This window comes from Pseudoalteromonas sp. S2755 (assembly GCF_005886535.1).
Taxonomy (GTDB): Bacteria; Pseudomonadota; Gammaproteobacteria; order Enterobacterales; family Alteromonadaceae; genus Pseudoalteromonas.
Genome location: NZ_PNDS01000107.1, coordinates 14,012 through 32,405 on the forward strand (window position 1 = coordinate 14,012; position 18,394 = coordinate 32,405).

Here is an 18,394-nt window from a genome sequence, read left to right on the forward strand (position 1 = left end):
TACCGTGGTAAATTTCTGCGCATAACGGCGTAATTTGATGTAGACTTAGTAACTAAGAGATTATTTTATGATTGGAAATCTGTGACTGACAATGCCGTAATGCTCGAGCAGAAGTTAAAGCAAGCCATAGAGGCTAGAAAAACGCTTGAGGATGCAAGAAAACAACAAGTAGAACTCCTTACTCAGTTTGCTGCAAAGTTATCCTTAGCTTGTAAAGGGCAAGATGTTTCGCTTGATAATCAGTTAGCTAAATTTCGTATTGCGCTTAATAAAGGTGTCGATTTTGAGCAGCTAGCGCCGTTTATTAATGGGATCTCCGAGCCGTTGAAGTCCCAAGAAGTGACCAATTCCAATAATCAAAAAGCATTGCAAGTGGCTATTCAACAAAGTGGTAAGTTGCTGCAAAAGCTCAAAGGCCTGCCAAATGAATCACGCAGAAAGTTGCGTCATTTATTGGATGTTGAACTTGAAGAAATTAATTCCACTAATGCTTATATTCCCGTGTTGGAATCTTTGGTTTCTATCTATCATACGGTTTTACAGTCAAAAGTAGAAATTACTGAAGAAACATCTAGTAGCCACCACCCTGAACTTGCTGCTGAGCTTCAAGCTTTGATCAACGAATTAATTTTCGAGGACGAAGTGATAGAAAAGGTTAAAGAAATCCGCGCAAGCGTTGCAGACAACGACAGTTTAGATAATTTATATTCTGCAGCGACAGAAGTCATTAAAATTATAGCGCTAACCATTGCCAAAGAGCGCCAATCAGCGCAAGGTTTCTTAGTTTCTTTAAATCAGACACTGGAAGAGCTACACCGTTCTATTGTTGAAACGACGGCGCGTTCAAAATCAACATCTAAAGAATTACAATCGTTAAACAATAAAATAGAATTAAAAATTCAAAACTTAAATCAGCAAACCCAAAATGCTAGCTCAATAACTGAGCTTAAAGCCTTGGTCGACAATGAGTTAAAACTTTTGAGTGCTGATTTGATAGCGCGTGAAAAGCTGGAAAAAAATGAACGAGAGGCGCTGCTAGACTCGTTTGATGCAATTAATAATCGCATCAATACCTTAGAATCTAAAGTTTCAAATTATAAAAAGCGACTCAGCGAACAAAAGTTCAAAAGCCTATTGGATAGCTTAACTAAGTTACCAAATAGAGCGGCGTTTGATGAGCGTCTAACCCATGAAATGCATTTATTTGAGATTAATGACTCAGATGTGACTTTAGTTGTGATCGACGTCGATCACTTTAAGTCTATCAACGACCGCTATGGACATAGTGCGGGCGACAAAACACTGCAAGTGATCGCAAGAGCACTTAAAAAATCAATCAGAAAAAGCGATTTCATCGCACGTTACGGCGGTGAGGAGTTTGTCTTGCTAATGCCGGGGATGCCATTGTCTCATGCGCAAAAACCGCTTGAAAAAGTCAGGCAAGTCATTAAATCTATACCATTCAAATTTAAAGAAAAAGAAGTCGAAATTACGATTTCTCTCGGCGCTACTCAGTTTGTCAAAGGGGATACAGCGCTCAGTGCCTTTGACCGAGCTGATGCAGCGCTTTATGAAGCGAAGAACAGCGGGCGAGATAGATTGTGTTTTAAGTAAATAGCGTCAATTTGGGTAAAGGCGGCGTGGCGAGACATTATATTCCCCCACTTTGCTTAGTTATACCAATTCGCTGCGCATAACAAACAAGGAGTAAGCCTATGCAAATAGAGCTAAACCCAACTGGGGTTCTTAACTTATTATCAAGATTGGAAGTCGATTTACTTCAGCAGTCAACCACAAGTGAGAGGTATAGGCTTTTTAGAAATTGTGCATTGGCGGTGTTGAACGTAGGTAGCCATACTGATTCCAGCTCAGAAATATACGATAAATACGAAGATTTCGATATCCAGCTACTCGCACGCGAGCGAGGAATAAAAATTGCGTTAAGCAATCCCCCCGAGTCAGCTTTCGTCGACGGTCAAATAATTACTGGTATTCATGAGCACATCTTCTCTGTGATCCGCGACATACTTTTTATTTGTCAAAAATACCACGGTGAAAACAAATCGCCGGTAGAGATTACCCATATGGTTTTTGACATGCTGCGTAACGCTGATGCGCTTGAAGTAAATAAAGACCCTAACATGATTGTTTGCTGGGGCGGTCATTCAATCAATGAAGTTGAATACAAATATACCAAAGAAGTGGGTTATCAACTTGGTCTTCGCGGCCTAAATATTTGTACTGGTTGTGGACCGGGCGCAATGAAAGGCCCCATGAAAGGAGCTACAATTGGTCATGCTAAACAACGTATCTCGAACAATCGTTATCTAGGCCTTACCGAACCCAGTATTATTGCCGCTGAGCCGCCTAACCCTATTGTTAATGAATTAGTGATTTTGCCTGATATCGAAAAACGTCTAGAAGCGTTTATACGCATTGCGCATGGCATTATTATTTTCCCAGGCGGTGCTGGAACAGCAGAAGAGCTGCTTTATTTACTGGGTATTTTGTTACACCCAGAAAACGAAAAGCAATGTTTACCCGTGATCTTAACGGGCCCTAAAGAGTCGGCTGCATATTTTGAAGAACTCAGTGCCTTTGTTGAAAAAACACTCGGGAAAGAAGCTCTGTCTAAGTTTGAGATTATCGTAGACAATCCAGAGCTGGTAGCTAAGAAGCTCAAACAATCGATGACAACGGTGCGCGAATACCGTAAGTCAGAAGGTGATGCTTATTACTTTAATTGGACATTAAAGATTGAAAATGATTTTCAGCATCCATTTGCACCAACCCATGAAAATATGTCGAGCCTAGACTTACATCTAGAGCAGCCAAAACAATTACTTGCCGCTAACTTGAGACGTGCTTTTTCTGGTATTGTTGCCGGTAACGTCAAGGATGAAGGTATTACTGCAATTAAACAGCATGGTCCGTATGAGTTGAGTGGTGATAAATCGCTGATGGCCGACATGGATAAACTGTTGGGTGCATTTGTGACTCAGGGGAGAATGAAGCTACCTGGTAGCAAATATATACCGTGTTATAAAATTAAAGCTTAGAGTGAATGAATAATTTGTTGTTAATAGATGCGCTTAACCTCATCAGGCGCATCTACGCTGTTAACGAACCAAAAGGTAATAAAGAGCTAGAGGCCCACTTAAAGGCCTCTTGTCTTCGTGTAGAGCAAGCTACTCGTAGCTTGTTACGTAAAACGGGGGCGACACACGCCGTTGCAGTCTTTGATGGGGATAAAAGTTGGCGTTATCACTTTTACCCAAAATATAAAATAAGTCGTCAACCAATGCCCGAATTCTTAAATCAGAATCTCGATAAGTTTTCACAAGCGTTCGCAAATGTTGGTGTTAAATCATTTAATCCTGAACATGATGAAGCTGACGATGTGATAGCAACGCTTGCCTCTAAAGCCGCTGTAGCTAATGTTAACTGCACGATAGTATCGACCGATAAGGGCTTCTTACCCCTGATCAGTGACGCTATCTCTGTATACGACTATTTCAAAAAGTCGATAATTTCGCTTGAAGATATTAAAAGTCGATTTTCTGTCACCCAAAGCAAGCTAGAAATGTTTTGGGCATTAAGTGGCGACAAGACGAACGATATCCCCGGTGTTTCAGGGGTGGGGGTCAAGACAGCGCAAGAGCTGCTGGCAAAGCATGACGACTTTGAATGCATGCTAAAAGATGAGACAGTAAAACCTGCTGCAAAAGCAAAATTAGAGGCTGGAGCAAGCGACTATGTTACAAGTCTTGCGCTAGTGACACTAAGAAGAGATATTGAAATTGGCTTTAGTTTGAAGGATATACGCGTGGTTTGAAGGGCCTTTTGATTGGCAGTGTATTACAACGTCGCTAAGCGCTAGGCGAATGTAGATGACTTTGATATATTGCATACATGCGTATCTCAGTTTTTGCAGATACAAGATCCGTTTTACCCATTCTTTATTGAGCAGTTAGATGATTAGGAAAATACTACAGTACATATTTCTTGGCCTAGCGGTTTACGTTACTGTGGTGTTTCTCGTGATAAATTATTATAAAGATGACCCGCAAGCGATGATTTGGCAAGATCGAGAAGCGTTTAACAATCGTTTCATTCGTAATCTTAGCCTTGAAAAGCCGACTGAGTTAGACACTGTGTTGGATACCTTAGGTAGCCCGGATCTAACGTATGTAAAAAAGAAACAAGACAATACGATTGTACAAATTGTGTTTTATCGCACTCAGCTTGTAAAACCAGATGGTATTACTACGGAAGATGAATGCACCGGATTATTGTTTGAAAATGGCATATTAAAGCTTTGGGGACCAGGTGCTCGGGTCACATTTGATAAAGTGTGATGCCAATTAGATTAATCTTCCAACCAATTTGAAGGGTAAAGTACCATATTAGCTTCGTTAACAACGCCTCATTTAGAACAACTAAACAGCAAGGCTTTTGCCTTGTTAACAAAGCTATTTTGCCGTTTAAAAGTTGATCATTTACTTAATAAAGTTGGTAAAGATAGATGGATGCAAGGATAGTTACTAGTAAAACGCTGTTCGCGATAGCCCAAGGTACACACAAAGTATTACGTCTTTATTATCACAAAGAAAAGTGGTCTTCTATCTACCCTACCCTAGTTAAGCTGGCACAGCTTTACATGGACTGTTACGAGTCCTCTCCTAGCAGCTTGCATGGACAGCTTTGCCTATACTCACAAAACTTGGGTTACAACACCAATCTGGTCATAAATCAAAATGTGTTGGTTTGTATGGCTTGTCATCACTTAAAGTTCTCTCGAGCCATAACTGAAGAGCTATTGCTAGCAAGCTTTGCAGACTATTTATGTGTATCACGAGAAAGCGACCAACTCGCAGCAGGTAAAAAGTTAGATGCACAGCAAGATAAGCTTTGGAAAGTTCGACATCAACTGGCGGTACAAATACTGAGTGATGGACAAACACCGAACTTACAATGTTTACGAATTTTATCTCGCCTTTCAAACTACGACAGCAAGCTAGTTGCTTCAACCCCTCAGCGGTTTAATGACCATGCCTCTTTGATTGTTGCAATCGCTCATCGATTAGCAAGCTTAATAACGCCAACCCACAAGCAAAATTACGTGACTTTAGACAGAGCGGTTAAGCTTCTTTATTGTAAACTCAGTTACGCTTTTGCATTAAAAGTGCTAAGTGCAATTGCAGGAGCATTTGCTAAACACCCAGCGGGGACGCTGTGTGAGATTAAAGGCGAAGTGGGCTTTTTGGTGATACACGGCAGTAGTGAAAAAATAATCGCCGTTGTGGAGCGAGGGCAAACCAAGAAGCTGGCGAAGGCCAACCGTAAGTTCCGGTTCCACTTTGGCTTAACTGTAACGATAGATGCAAAGCTACTTTACAATATTTGGGACCGAGCTGCTGAGCCTGTAGTAATTCCATTTGGCTCTGAGCATATACATCTCTTAGAAACAGTAAAAGCCTTATCTCACAGTCAATTTCAAAGTATTCGCGCACTTGAAAAGCTGATTTGCGAGTTCGATCCGGTGTCAAGTGCATTGCAAATCGCAGCAAAGCAATATAACCGTGAAAATCTCAAAGCTGCGTCGGTTAGGCACTCTCTCGCCATGGTAGGACTTGATGCTGCTGGATTACTGGCGCAGCGAGTGTTGCTTGAGCAGATCATAGCAAACCATAAGCTTCCTTTCACAGAAGATATCGTGCATAAATATGGCATAATTAGTCAAATCATCACCTTATATGTTGGTGAAAGTTATGGTGAAAAATTTGAGCGTTTGTTATCACCATTTGCAGCGGTTATTGTATTTTTGGTGACTAAACAAGGGGTAGAGATCCAACATACCACTGCACTCCATTCTCGTGAGTATTCGGAAGAACTAGTATCAATTGCAAACCTATTTGGGATTCGCGCGATTGCAAAAGATAAATACCTAGACTTTAATCAGCAGTACTTTGAAAAAAGCATTCTTCATAAGACAATGCTCGAGAGCGAAACGTTAAAAAAGTCCCAGACCAATGCGCAGTGCAAGCTGTTCATTTTTATTAAATTGATTGCACTTAAAGTGATATCCCCCAATTTTGTGCTGACTGCATGGCAAAAACAATTAGTGGATGACGTATTAGGCGAAAGTCGTTTTGTTACCGCACAAAAGTTTGATTTAGCGCTACAAGAGACTGGATTTTACTCATCTATTGCCTGATATTTATTCTATAAATACTATCAATAACAAGCATAAATGATATGTATGTCATTTTTTCATTCCATACTGGAATAAGACCTAATTAATTGCTATAAAACGCGGCTTAAACAAGCGAACGTACACCTTTGTTAATTTCTACTAAACTTAGTCTGCAATTCTTCTCGGGTGTATTCCAACTTTTGATAAAGGAAAAAACATGGCACAGCAAACCATCACAGTTATCCGTGGCGACGGCATTGGCCCTAGCATCATCGATTCAGCAATCGAGATCTTAAAAGCCGTAGGTTGCGACTATGAATATGAATACGTAGACGCAGGTTTGGCTGCTTTAGAAAAAACAGGTGAATTACTTCCAGCAGCAACGCTAGAAGCAATTGAGCGTAACAAAATCACGCTAAAGGGCCCACTAACTACACCTGTTGGCGAAGGTTTCACTTCAATCAACGTGACATTGCGTAAGCATTTTGGCCTTTACGCAAACGTTCGTCCAGTTAAGTCATTTGAAGGTACTAAAGCACGTTACGATGACATTGATATCATTACAGTACGTGAAAACACGCAAGGTATGTACTCAGGCCTTGGTCAAGTTGTTTCTGAAGATGGCAACGAAGCGGAAGCAATGTCAAAGATCACTCGCGAAGGTGCTGAAAAGATCGTAACTTTCGCTTATGAGTTAGCAAAGCGTGAAGGCCGTAAAAAAGTAACTGCGGTTCACAAAGCGAACATCCTAAAATCAACTTCAGGTCTATTCCTTAAAGTTGCTCGTGAAGTGGGTGAGCGTTATCCTGAAATTGAATCAGCAGAAATGATCGTTGATGCTACTTGTATGAAATTAGTAATGACACCTGAAGAGTTTGATGTGATCGTAACAACAAACCTATTCGGTGACATCCTTTCAGATCTTTGTGCGGGTCTTGTCGGTGGTCTTGGTATGGCACCAGGTGCAAACATTGGTACTGATGCTGCAATCTTTGAGGCTGTTCACGGTAGTGCACCAGACATCGCAGGCAAAAACCTTGCAAACCCAACTTCTGTTATTCTTGCGTCAATTCAAATGCTTGAGTACTTAGGCGAAGCTGATAAAGCGGAAAGAATCCGCAGTGCAGTGGCTGACGTTATTAAGAACGGCGACCGTACAACTCGCGATCTTGGTGGTAGCCACGGCACTACTGATTTCACACAGGCGGTAATTGAGCGCCTTTAATTCTTAACGCTTGATTTAATCTTTGGGTGGTGCGTTAGCACCACCTTCTTCTTAACCCCACTAGAATCCCACCAATTAACGCAAACCACCCGATACTACCTCCAGACGATCCACTATCACCAGAATCCGTCGGCGTTGTTGTTGGGGCCGTTACTGTGATCTCGACAGTGCCTTTAGTGCTTTGATCTGCGCCATCCGACAGCGTTAACACGACATTATATGTGCCCGCTTGAGTGTAACTATGTGTTGTAGTTAAACCAGAGCCTTGCGTGCCATCACCGAAATCCCAATTAGCTTGATAGTTACCATCACCACCAGTAGCAGTTGCGACAAAGCTTGCTCGTAAGTTAGATGTGGTCGCTGTTGCTTCTATGCTAAGCGGTACTACGACTGTCACTGAGGTTGATTTAGCTACCGCCTCACCTTCGGCATCTTTCACATTAAGCATTACTGTATACGTGCCGCTTAGCTCATAGATATGTTCGACTGAGTTTGATGTCGCGGTTGCCCCGTCACCGAAGCTCCACTCAAGCACATAAGGCGCTTTGCCACCGATGATTTCGGCATTGAAGACAAAGCCTTGCCCTACTGCGGTCGCTTTGATATCACCGACTGTAAGTGGGACCGGCTCGACATTACCAACGCTGACATTTGAGCTCAACGCTGAGCTGCTCCCATCTGCTTTGGTGCGTGTGAACATTACCGTATAGTTGCCAATATCTTGATAGTTATGAACAGGTGAAAGCGCTTTACTTGTTTGACCATCACCAAAGTTCCACAAAAAGCTATCTGATTCGTTTAAAGCTAAGCCTTTGACATTGAACTTAACGGTGTTTTGCGATTGTACTTGAGTGATTTGAGGATCACTGAGATAAACTACACCAACTTGTGCACTGCTTGCATCTTCTTCTATGGTGTTCAATCTAAGTTGAACACCAAAACCTGGCAAATTAACACCTGATTCCTTTTGGATTGAGAAGGTGTAATCCTGAGTATCATCAAACGTGCTGATTGGCGTTAGATGTTGATCGCCAAGACCTGCTTTTTGAGTATCTAAACGCAGTGTTGCATCTTTGACCTGAATAATACTCGTTGCAGGTGTTGTGCCGTCGGCTTTGAAAATTGGGTTTTGGTCTTGGTCAATCACCAACATATCGCCAGAACCGGGGTGTAACGAAGTAGAATTATTGCTTTGCCCATCGTTGCTGTACCACATCAACACACCCGAATTATAACCAGACAAAGACAAACCAGCATCTAACCCTCTAAATGAGCGTAAATGCGCATAGTAAGCGTTACTAGGCTTAGCTCTGTAGCCGGAGATTTTACGAAAACCGTTGTAGACTAAGTCGTTTGTTGGCTCTGCGGTATTGGTATAAATTTGCGTACCATCCGCTGTCACTGAGATATTATCTAGTAATACCCCTTTAAGTGTTTCAAAATCGTCAGTTTGATAAACGAATGTTACGGTGACAGTTTGCCCTCGGTACGCTGAGATATCAAACTCTAGCGTAATTGGATTGGCGCCGAAAGCAGACGACTCGCCATCCATGTAGTGAGTGATATTGGAGTAATTTGGGTGGTTTGATTTTGTTGTATTTCCCGCTATTGGCTGTCCATTTACTGCCACTTGGAAAATATCGTAGTTAAGCTCGATACTATAATTTGCAAGCATGGATAATAAAATTTGACTTGCGTTAGGTAAGCTTAAGGTAAAACTTGCTTGATTATTGAGTTTGTCGTCTTCTCCGGAGTAATAGTGATAATTCCCATCAAGTGGCATTATGAATTCTTCTAGTTGCGCAGGCAGATTTATTTTTATTTGATTCGTAGTACCATTGTTCACTCCAATATCCGTGAGTGTTACCGTTTGTTCTGTACTCAAATCATCAAACGTGTACTCAACTTGCTTTAACCAATTACCTGCGTAATTTTGTTGTAAAAACTCAAGGCTTTTAGGGGAGAATTGGGTTGGTTGCGAGCCACTTAATTGACCTAAGTAACTGCCTGAAGACATGACTGACCAAAGCGCAACGGGTTCACCTATGTCATTGGAATTTAAATCGTATTCGTCCGGTAATCCGAGGTCATGACCAAACTCATGGACAACCACGCCAATTGCAGCATCGATAGGATTAATGGTGTAGTTATAAACCTTGTAGGCGGTATCTGGAATTGCCTTTGGTTGGTTGTTTTCATCAAATACGAAGAAGCGATGTGACCAAATTGCGTCAGTATCTAATACGCCGCCACCTGCTTCTTGACCAATACTTGAATGAAATAACATGACATGATCAATAATACCGTCAGGTTCAAGGCGGTTGCCATCACCATCTATGTCGTTCAAATCTGTTTTATCGTACTCAGATAAGTCGATATTAAATTGAGTTACAGCTTTGCTTACAGCTTCAAACACTAACTCTTCCGGTCTTAAATCTCGGGTATCGCCTTCTTGCTTGCCGTAGTACGCTGCATTTTGAGAGGCTCTTACCCAACCAAATGCATTGCCAGTTACTTTAAAGCTACCGCCTGAGGCCGCTTGATAAAACTGGGTAGCTGATTGTAACGTTTCATTGTTTGGTCCGTTATAGCCACTATCCGAATACAATAATGATTGGTAGTGAGACGCGGGATAACTCGAGTAGTACATATCCGTATCACTTGGGTTTAGTCGGTTTTGGTCGTTAGGCAAATCCGGAAAGTCGACTAATATCGCAAGAATTTTGGCTTCATTAAGTGCTTGCGCTGTACCCATTGCAAATTGTTTGGCTAACTTAGTATTGCCAAGGTGCACGTTTTTAATTGCATAAGGTGTTTTTATTTGGCTGGCAATAGGCTTTGTTTTGGTGAATTGCTCAAGCGCAATTTTTCGCTCGTACTCACTCAGCGTGCGACCGAGCTTTTTCTCCTGCCAATAGATAACCTGATCTTTATAGATTACCTGAGCTTGCGCCGTACTTGATAGCAGTGTGGCCGATGCCAATATGCTTAGTTTAAAAATATTCATCTAAGAGACCCCAGTACAATTGAGCTTTAAGTTTAGCATTTTTATCGCTTCGTTCCCGTAATAAGTGCTACTAAATAAAAAATCTAATTGGTGGTTAGTTTTAAACTGAAATGTAATATTTCAACAATTGAAATGTAGAATAGTGGAATTTATATCTAATACTGTGTAGGCTAACTTTGAATCAACTTAAAGGCAAAATAATGACAAATTTCTTTCAACTAATCGTTCTCGTGGTGGTACTGGTCTCTTCATAGAGTTCAGCGGGGAGCTATTACTTGAAAGAAATACTCAAACCCCGCAACCCGCGGGGTTTTTTTTTGATTTTAGAAATATAACAGGCACGCACAGTCAACGAGGAATGAGGTAATGGCAGAGCAATACAACGGCTCCGAGCTAGTAGTAAAAGCATTGAGCGCATTAAAAGTAAAATACATATTTGGCTATCCCGGCGGATCGGTTCTTGATTTATATGATGCGTTGTTTCAGCAATCAGATATTGAGCATATCTTAGTTAGACATGAGCAAGCAGCGACCCACATGGCCGACGGTTATGCCAGAGCAACGGGAGATGTTGGTGTCGTCCTTGCGACCAGTGGCCCTGGTGCTACTAACTGCATTACAGGGATCGCGACCGCTTATATGGATTCAATCCCAATGGTTGTACTTTCAGGGCAAGTACCTTCAAACCTAATCGGCGATGATGCATTTCAAGAGACGGATATAGTTGGTTGCTCTCGTCCTATCGTTAAACACAGTTTTAACTGCCGCGATGCGACAAAAATCCCAGAAGTGTTAGCTAAGGCATTTTATCTAGCCAACTCTGGTAGACCGGGACCAGTTGTGGTTGAGTTGCCAAAAGATATTTTGAACCCTGCGCTTAAATTCGATTATCAGATGCCTGAACAGATTGATATGCGTACTTACAACCCAAGTGTAAAGGGGCATTCCAAGCAGATCCGCAAAGCGGTTGAAGCCATTATTGAAGCGAAGCGTTTGGTTATCTATTCTGGCGGCGGCATTATTCTTTCGAATACCTCAGAAAAACTAACTGAGCTGGTTGAGAAACTAAACGCGCCTATCACCAATACCCTAATGGGTCTTGGCGGGATCAGTGGCACACACCCTAACTTTATTGGCATGTTAGGGATGCACGGTAGTCTCGAAGCGAATAAGGCGATGGCGAATGCCGATGTTATCCTAGCGTTAGGTGCGCGTTTTGATGACCGTGTGACTAATAACGTTAAGAAGTTTTGTCCGGATGCCAAAATTGTTCACGTTGATGTGGATCCAACTTCAATTTCTAAGACCATTCAAGCGCATATTCCAGTTGTGGGCTGCTTAGATACGGTGATGGAGCAATTGCTACGCGGTATCGAAAAAAGCGAGAAGCGCATCGACCGCGCTGCACAAGAAGATTGGTGGCAAGCAATTACCACATGGCGTGCTCAGAAATGCTTGTCGTTTACTGCGGGTGTAGAAAAAATTAAGCCGCAAACGGTTATCGAAAAGCTATACCAAATGACCAGCGGTGACGCGTATGTTTGCTCGGATGTAGGACAACACCAAATGTTTGCAGCGCAGTACTATCCGTTTAAATCACCTCGTCAATGGATCAATTCAGGCGGTCTTGGCACCATGGGGTTTGGCTTACCCGCAGCGATGGGCGTAAAAATGGCATTCCCGCAAAGCGAAGTATTGTGCATAACTGGGGATGGCTCTATCCAAATGAATATTCAGGAGCTTTCAACCTGTTTGCAATACGGCCTTGCCGTCAAAGTCATCTCGTTAAATAACCGCTCGCTTGGTATGGTACGTCAATGGCAAGACATGATGTATGAGGGACGTCACGCAAGCTCTTATATGGAATCACTGCCTGATTTTGTTGCGCTTGCCGAGAGTTATGGTCATATCGGTATTCGGGTTGATAAACCTGAGCAACTTGATGCGGCGCTGGAAAAAGCAATGTCGATTAAAGACCGACTTGTATTTTTAGATATTTTGGTCGATGAGTCTGAACATGTGTATCCAATGCAAATTAAGCAAGGTGCGATAGACGAGATGTGGTTGAAAAAAGGAGTAAAAGCATAATGAGAAGAATACTATCGATTTTATTAGAGAATGAACCTGGCTCTCTTTCTCGTATTGTGGGTTTATTTTCTCAACGTGCGTACAACATTGACAGCTTAACAGTGGGTACAACCGCAGACAAAACGCTATCTCGTATTACCATCACGACCCAAGGCGATGACCGCATTGTTGAACAAATCACGAAGCAAGTTAACAAGTTGGTGGATGTGCTTAAGGTCATAGATTTAACTGATATGCAGCACATTGAAAGAGAGCTGCTACTGGTAAAAGTCTATGCCCGAGACGAAGTAACACGAGCCGCTATCAATCGTGTTGCTGAGGTGTTCCAAGCCAGCATTATAGATATGGGCAAGCAAAGTTATATATTGCAGATGGTAAGCTCAGCCGACCGTCTTGAATCTTTCTTGGATCTATTACGTCACGAAAGCGACATTATTGAACTTGTGCGCTCTGGCGCGGTAGGTATTGGCCGTGGTGACAAAGCACTGAAAGGATAGAACTACTTACCTTTTAGCTGTCGCTGTTATCTTTTTGCGCGGGTGAGTACATTGTATTACGTACAACCCGCTGCAGTTATTTTGCATGGCGGCTTCGATTTACTCTCATTAGGTTACTGGCTATAATCTCGTTTTTATCAAGTTAGATTATGCACATGGAACTCGAACGCTTCTGGCAGCTTGTCACCGCCCCCGATCATTCAAACGATAATGAATATTTAAAAACGCGTTTATCACCGCTAAGTTCAGAAGAAATTGCTCAGTTCGATGCATTATATACCAAAGAACTAAGAGCACTGTGGCATTGGGATAACTGGAAAGTGGCCTACGTGATTGCTGGCTGTAATAGCGAATATGACTTCTTAGATTTTTGTAATTGGATCATCAGTCGCGGCCCTGAAGCGGTAAGCGTACTCACTGCGGAACCAGACGAACTAGCCAATAAGTTTGCTATTCCCAATAAAAATGATTTGCCCTATCCGTTTATTGACGAATTAGATTTAGTTGCAGGGTTGCTTTTTGAAGAAAAAAATCAAGACGAACTTCCGTATCACAGTGTTGTGAACTTTCCGCCGCAAGGTAAAAAGTTTAAAAATAAGCCAAAACAGTTAAAGGCTGAATTACCTCAACTTTTTGGCCAATATTGGCTTGGATAAGGTTTAGTTTATTGTTTTATATGATGGGTTTTGGTTGTTCTAGAATTAGATGCTGAAACTCATTATTACCATCGCAAAATGTCACTGCTCCAGATAGCCTATCAATCCTTCTCGCTAACCTACCAAAATGACTTTGCTAAAAACACAACCTCTTGTTAAGTCTTAAGCAGTGGAATACTATGCTTATTACCTATTTCGGGAGCAAAAAAGAATAGTGAACTTAAACATTGATTCTTTTCTGCCTCTCTGTCCATTTCTTAATGTTTTTGAGTGAAAAACACCTAAGTTGAAGTTGCGATTTTTTGCCCGTATTTCGATTAATAAAAAGCTTATACATGAATTCCTTGACTGGTAGCCATATATGATTGCTGGCATTAACAACTTCCGCCATCTCCACCATCCCCTCCTGAATTGCCGGAAAAGCCAAAGTACACGTTCGAGCTATCTGAAGTTCATATAACTTCGTCTTGCTAGTACTGCCCTTTTATACGAACCATTTCATTCGCATACACTGACTCGCCATTATATTCAGCGAGAAATTCATCAGACACTTCGAATCCGTATGCCTTGTATAACTCCTTTGCAGGCTCATTTGTCTTGGCGACAAAAAGGTTCGCCTTGCCGCATATTTGTGACAAAAGGAATTCAAGTATTTTTCTTCCGATTCCGTTTCCTCTAGCACTAGGGCAAACAAATAGTGCCCTAATCTCTGACCCAAATATTGCTCCAAACCCAAGAATATTCCCATCATCAAAAACGTATATCTTTGATTCCCTAAGCGCAGACAATCTCTTTTTATCATTCTCTAGAGGCAAGAGCTTAAATGCTTTCTTCTCAAAACGAAGCTCATCTAGCTTAGATTTTGAATAGATCTCCAAAACTCTTGCGTAATCGTTCTCGTTGAACTCTCGAATATTCATATGGTGCTAGCTCTTATCAATTTTAAATATATCCATTGTACGTTGTAGCGTATCGCTGTTTAGTTTCATATCTTTAAACAATTCATTTAACGCTTTCGATGTATCTAATTCATGGTTTGCAGCGTCAAGTACAGCATCGGTATTTTGTGATATATCGGCGGCCACTTCAGACTGTTCGCAAGCTGCTGTGGCAACCGAAGTCGTGAGTTTTTCAACATGCGAACTGTGTTCGTTTACTCTGAGTGATACTTTACGCGTTTCTTCTACTTCGTTCATGGTATTTTGTGTGAGCAGTGTGTTTTCTCTGATTGATTTTACAACGCATTGGCTTATTTCTGACAAGCTAAGTAACAGTGTGGAAATTTGCTCTGAAGATTGTTTACTGTTGTTTGCAAGTCCTCGCACTTCGTCGGCTACAACAGCAAAGCCGCGGCCATGCTCGCCTGCACGGGCTGCTTCAATTGCGGCATTGAGTGCTAGCAGGTTAGTTTGTTCGGCAACACTGCGAATTGAATCCAAGATAGTGTTTATTTCAGATACCTGCTTTTCCATACTGGCGGCCATCTCGTCGACGGCGTTCATACTCGTCGAGAGGGCTTTCATGGTGTCTAAGTTTTTTTGGTTGTCTGCAAGTAACTGCTGTGATTCGATGTTAAGTTGGTCGCTGGCATCCAGCGTATCTTGCGCGAGTTTTGCAATTTCTTGGCTGGTTGCGGCCATTTCTTCTATTGCAACCGCAATGGAAGATGCCATGCCTTGGGTTTTTTGTGCATCCTCATTGACGTTAGAGGCTGCTAAATGCATTTTTTCGCCAAGCCTTGTACCAACCTGTACGGACTTAGCTAAACCAACCATTAAATCTTTAAATGCATAAATCGTATTGTAAATTGACTCAGAGATTTGCCCAAGTTCGTCGCGAGTGTTTAGGCGCATATCTAAAGTTAAGTCGCCCTCTTCAGCTACGCGTTTTAATATGCTCGTTAATTGTGAAAGCTCCGAGCGCAAAGAGCGAATGAGGTGAAAGTTGATAAGCGCGATAAAGCTGAGAACGACGACAAAAATCGCAAACATTAAGATACTTTCAAATGCGATATTTGATTTATTCTTTTGGCTATCTTTAATTGTCATTTCCCACACGGAATCGAGTTTTGTCTTGAATTTACCGATCAAACTTGTCGCTGCAGAGAACCACTCGGCACTTGAAGGTAAGCGGTTAAAGTCAATTTCTACTTGGCTTTCAAGAGTATCAAGTATTCGATTAAACGCTTTTGCCTCGCTTGAAGATAAAATAGTTTGTATATTGCTTTGGCCTGTACCTTCTAGGGCGGTCTCCAGTTGATGCAATGACATCTCTAGCTGTTGGCGATAGTATTTTATATCGTCTTTTAGGGTGTTTGACATTGCTTTTTTCGCAAGCACACCATTCACTTTGCCACGGATCTGTCCAAGGCGCTCTTTACTTTGGGCAATAAGGAAAGCAATAGAAAGTTCAGAAGATAGGGTTCTATCTGATACGTAGGCTTGAATTTTTGCTGCTGTGTTTAATGAAACTTGATTAAGTTTGCTGTAGTAAGCAAAAGCATTACTGCCATTTTTCCTGTCGACCTCACCTCTTACGCGGTTCTTATTGGCTTCCACTTCAAAAATATACGGTAACCATTTTTGTACGTTTTTATCTTTCAGAAACTGCGCATTGTTAATTGACTTTAACGTGAATATCGTTTGATCAGCAATTTCGCGTTGCGCCTCGACCTTTCGTTTGTTATCACTACTTGGATCACCAAGGAAACCAGCTGTTAAACCACGTTCTACTGCGTGGTGGTGCGCCACTTTTTCTATGGCGTCGAGTAAAACGACGTAATTGATATTTTGTTCAGCGGCGTTGTACTCTCTCCAATTATTCAAAACGTTTTTGCCAACTAAAAATAGTAAAAATGCAAGCAGTGAGAAAGAACTTATCATCGTGAGCTGCATAATCGAAAATCTTTTCAAAATACCCATTCGTCTCTCCGTAGCGCGAGCGTAGATTATTGTTTAATCAAGGTAACTATAGTCCAACAAAATTAAGGTGAGATATTTTGTAACAAACATCGTGATAGATTTAGCGTTTTGAGGCAGTAAGGATTTGATAAATGTTACTTGAAGTAATTTTTCTGAAAACAAATGGTAATGTAGTGTTGCTACTTTCTTGTTGCTAATAATGGTATTGGCGTCAAAATTAAATAGAGGAATGTATGAAAGGATTTATCAAACTAATGTTAGTGAGCCTTGCGCTTATCTCATTAAAGTCATATGCAGTCATATTTACGTGTAAAGGCATCGTGTACGACCTTTACTCAAAAGGTGACAACCGTTATGAAGTAAGGTTTGAGCGTGAGTCTGGTTTCGACCTTGAGCCTGTTGTGATCTATCCAGAACAGCACTATCTGTTAGGGCCTGTACTGGATGCTATCCGTGAAGGTGAAAAGTATCGTACTGTGTATAGCCTTGTTATTGAAAACAGAGATGGCGGGAACATTAAATGCCACGATGGTGAGAGTGAAAACGCCTTAATCGGTCTTACAAAAGTCATCGATTAAAAAAACAAAAGGCGCCGAAGGCGCCTTTAGAAATTAACCTGTAATGATCCTTAACATTCTACGAAGTGGCTCTGCCGCCCCCCATAAAAGTTGATCACCAACAGTAAATGCACTGATATATTTTTCACCCATTGTGAGCTTTCTTATCCTGCCTACAGGAATACTCAGTGTGCCAGTAACATTTACCGGAGTTAGCTCTTTTGCCGTAATATCACGCTCATTTGGAATGACGCGAACCCATTCATTATGTGCCGCTAGAATTTCCTCTATTTCTTCGACGCTTCGATTTTCACGTAACTTGATGGTGAGCGCTTGTGAATGACAGCGCATCGCGCCAATTCGTACGCACAATCCGTCGATAGGAATAGGCTGTTTTGACGAGCCAAGGATTTTGTTTGCTTCTACTTGTGCTTTCCACTCTTCTTTACTTTGACCAGACGGCATTGGAACGTCAATCCATGGAATTAAGCTGCCGGCTAACGGCACACCAAATTGATCTTGTGGTAAAGATTCATCTTTGATTTTTTCTGCCACTATCTTATCGATTTCTAAGATGGCCGAACTTGGGTCGTCGAGTTGTGCTTTAACCGAGCTGTGGATCTCACCCATTTGAGTGATGAGTTCACGCATATTTCTCGCGCCTGCACCTGATGCCGCTTGATAGGTCATTGGGCTCACCCACTCTATTAAGTCTTGCTCGAATAAACCACCAAGCGCAAGTAGCATAAGAGAAACCGTGCAATTACCACCGACAAAGGTTTTTACGCCTTGTTCAAGACCTTGTTGAATGACATCTTTGTTGACAGGGTCAAGCACAATAATACTGTCTTTTTCCATTCTCAGTGCTGAGGCTGCATCTATCCAATAGCCTTCCCAGCCCTGTTCACGCAATGAAGGATATACAGATTTGGTATAATCTCCGCCTTGGCAGGAAATGATAATATCCATTTCGCTAAGCGATTGAATATCGCTTGCGTCTTGAAGCGGCTTTGGTTCACCACCGCCTTTAACAACGGGGCCGAGTTGACCTGCTTGTGAGGTAGTAAAGAAGTGTGGATCAATGACATCAAAGTCATTTTCTTGCTGCATACGCTCCATTAGCACGGAGCCAACCATTCCACGCCAGCCGACGAGTCCTACTTTTTTCATGTTATGTGCCTTAATTCTTGATTATACGGATCATTGCGTGAGTCGTATGTCTAGATGGCTACCATAGCAAAAGAATA

Annotated in this window: 14 protein-coding genes; 10 read left to right on the forward strand and 4 right to left on the reverse strand. The window is 41.8% G+C overall.

Annotated elements, in window-relative coordinates; all coding sequences use genetic code 11:
• Positions 1-81: 81 nt before the first annotated feature.
• The 6 genes from CWC03_RS16735 (at position 82) to CWC03_RS16760 (ending at position 7,421) form a co-directional block, all read left to right on the forward strand.
• Complete coding sequence (locus CWC03_RS16735) at positions 82-1,614, forward strand: GGDEF domain-containing protein (RefSeq protein ID WP_138582853.1); 1,533 nt, start codon at positions 82-84, stop codon at positions 1,612-1,614.
• A gap of 101 nt (positions 1,615-1,715) precedes the next feature.
• A complete protein-coding gene (gene ppnN / locus CWC03_RS16740) occupies positions 1,716-3,059 on the forward strand; it encodes a nucleotide 5'-monophosphate nucleosidase PpnN (protein WP_138582854.1) in 1,344 nt (447 codons plus the stop codon).
• 5 nt (positions 3,060-3,064) lie between these two features.
• Positions 3,065-3,835, forward strand: a complete 771-nt coding sequence (gene xni, locus CWC03_RS16745; protein WP_138582855.1) for a flap endonuclease Xni — start codon at positions 3,065-3,067, stop codon at positions 3,833-3,835.
• A gap of 139 nt (positions 3,836-3,974) precedes the next feature.
• Complete coding sequence (locus tag CWC03_RS16750) at positions 3,975-4,358, forward strand: DUF3192 domain-containing protein (protein WP_010377120.1); 384 nt, start codon at positions 3,975-3,977, stop codon at positions 4,356-4,358.
• 167 nt (positions 4,359-4,525) lie between these two features.
• Positions 4,526-6,217 carry a hypothetical protein gene (locus tag CWC03_RS16755; RefSeq protein WP_138582856.1) on the forward strand — a complete coding sequence of 564 codons (1,692 nt, stop codon included), beginning with the start codon at positions 4,526-4,528 and terminating at the stop codon, positions 6,215-6,217.
• 196 nt (positions 6,218-6,413) lie between these two features.
• Positions 6,414-7,421, forward strand: a complete 1,008-nt coding sequence (locus CWC03_RS16760; RefSeq protein WP_138582857.1) for an isocitrate dehydrogenase — start codon at positions 6,414-6,416, stop codon at positions 7,419-7,421.
• Positions 7,422-7,455: 34 nt separating this feature from the next.
• Here the strand turns inward: CWC03_RS16760 and CWC03_RS16765 are convergent, their stop codons facing one another.
• The gene (locus CWC03_RS16765) at positions 7,456-10,428 is read right to left on the reverse strand and encodes an immune inhibitor A domain-containing protein (protein ID WP_138582858.1); all 2,973 of its coding nucleotides are present in this window, start codon (positions 10,426-10,428) and stop codon (positions 7,456-7,458) included.
• Between the two features lie 366 nt (positions 10,429-10,794).
• Here CWC03_RS16765 and CWC03_RS16770 point away from each other — a divergent pair, with 366 nt between their 5' ends.
• The 3 genes from CWC03_RS16770 to CWC03_RS16780 all read left to right on the forward strand — a co-directional run bounded on the left by CWC03_RS16770 (position 10,795) and on the right by CWC03_RS16780 (position 13,669).
• The gene (locus CWC03_RS16770) at positions 10,795-12,516 is read left to right on the forward strand and encodes an acetolactate synthase 3 large subunit (protein ID WP_138582859.1); all 1,722 of its coding nucleotides are present in this window, start codon (positions 10,795-10,797) and stop codon (positions 12,514-12,516) included.
• Positions 12,516-13,013, forward strand: coding sequence for an acetolactate synthase small subunit (gene ilvN, locus CWC03_RS16775; protein WP_010377111.1), 498 nt, complete (start codon positions 12,516-12,518; stop codon positions 13,011-13,013). Before CWC03_RS16770 ends, ilvN begins: the two co-directional genes overlap by 1 nt.
• Before the next feature lie 155 nt (positions 13,014-13,168).
• Positions 13,169-13,669 (forward strand): DUF4240 domain-containing protein, encoded by a 501-nt coding sequence (locus tag CWC03_RS16780; protein ID WP_138582860.1) that lies wholly within the window; start codon positions 13,169-13,171, stop codon positions 13,667-13,669.
• Positions 13,670-14,139: 470 nt separating this feature from the next.
• On the opposite strand, the gene CWC03_RS16790 is transcribed toward CWC03_RS16780, so the two are convergent.
• Both CWC03_RS16790 and CWC03_RS16795 read right to left on the reverse strand, forming a co-directional pair.
• Positions 14,140-14,589, reverse strand: coding sequence for a GNAT family N-acetyltransferase (locus tag CWC03_RS16790; RefSeq protein ID WP_138582861.1), 450 nt, complete (start codon positions 14,587-14,589; stop codon positions 14,140-14,142).
• 6 nt (positions 14,590-14,595) lie between these two features.
• Positions 14,596-16,590, reverse strand: coding sequence for a methyl-accepting chemotaxis protein (locus CWC03_RS16795; protein WP_138582862.1), 1,995 nt, complete (start codon positions 16,588-16,590; stop codon positions 14,596-14,598).
• 233 nt (positions 16,591-16,823) lie between these two features.
• On the opposite strand from CWC03_RS16795, the gene CWC03_RS16800 reads away from it, so the two are divergent.
• Positions 16,824-17,168: a hypothetical protein gene (locus CWC03_RS16800; protein WP_017216849.1), complete on the forward strand. Its 345-nt coding sequence runs from the start codon at positions 16,824-16,826 to the stop codon at positions 17,166-17,168.
• A 33-nt stretch (positions 17,169-17,201) separates the two neighbouring features.
• Here CWC03_RS16800 and asd read toward each other — a convergent pair whose 3' ends face one another.
• Positions 17,202-18,317: an aspartate-semialdehyde dehydrogenase gene (gene asd / locus CWC03_RS16805; protein ID WP_138582863.1), complete on the reverse strand. Its 1,116-nt coding sequence runs from the start codon at positions 18,315-18,317 to the stop codon at positions 17,202-17,204.
• Between the last annotated feature and the right edge of the window lie 77 nt (positions 18,318-18,394).

Bases quoted from the DNA above. Each gene is read 5' to 3' on its own strand.
- ppnN (WP_138582854.1), top strand. From the start codon at position 1,716: ATGCAAATAGAGCTAAACCCAACTGGGGTTCTTAACTTATTATCAAGA.
- xni (WP_138582855.1), top strand. From the start codon at position 3,065: ATGAATAATTTGTTGTTAATAGATGCGCTTAACCTCATCAGGCGCATC.
- CWC03_RS16750 (WP_010377120.1), top strand. From the start codon at position 3,975: ATGATTAGGAAAATACTACAGTACATATTTCTTGGCCTAGCGGTTTAC.
- CWC03_RS16755 (WP_138582856.1), top strand. From the start codon at position 4,526: ATGGATGCAAGGATAGTTACTAGTAAAACGCTGTTCGCGATAGCCCAA.
- CWC03_RS16760 (WP_138582857.1), top strand. From the start codon at position 6,414: ATGGCACAGCAAACCATCACAGTTATCCGTGGCGACGGCATTGGCCCT.
- CWC03_RS16765 (WP_138582858.1), bottom strand. From the start codon at position 10,428: ATGAATATTTTTAAACTAAGCATATTGGCATCGGCCACACTGCTATCA.
- CWC03_RS16770 (WP_138582859.1), top strand. From the start codon at position 10,795: ATGGCAGAGCAATACAACGGCTCCGAGCTAGTAGTAAAAGCATTGAGC.
- ilvN (WP_010377111.1), top strand. From the start codon at position 12,516: ATGAGAAGAATACTATCGATTTTATTAGAGAATGAACCTGGCTCTCTT.
- CWC03_RS16780 (WP_138582860.1), top strand. From the start codon at position 13,169: ATGGAACTCGAACGCTTCTGGCAGCTTGTCACCGCCCCCGATCATTCA.
- CWC03_RS16790 (WP_138582861.1), bottom strand. From the start codon at position 14,589: ATGAATATTCGAGAGTTCAACGAGAACGATTACGCAAGAGTTTTGGAG.
- CWC03_RS16795 (WP_138582862.1), bottom strand. From the start codon at position 16,590: ATGGGTATTTTGAAAAGATTTTCGATTATGCAGCTCACGATGATAAGT.
- CWC03_RS16800 (WP_017216849.1), top strand. From the start codon at position 16,824: ATGAAAGGATTTATCAAACTAATGTTAGTGAGCCTTGCGCTTATCTCA.
- asd (WP_138582863.1), bottom strand. From the start codon at position 18,317: ATGAAAAAAGTAGGACTCGTCGGCTGGCGTGGAATGGTTGGCTCCGTG.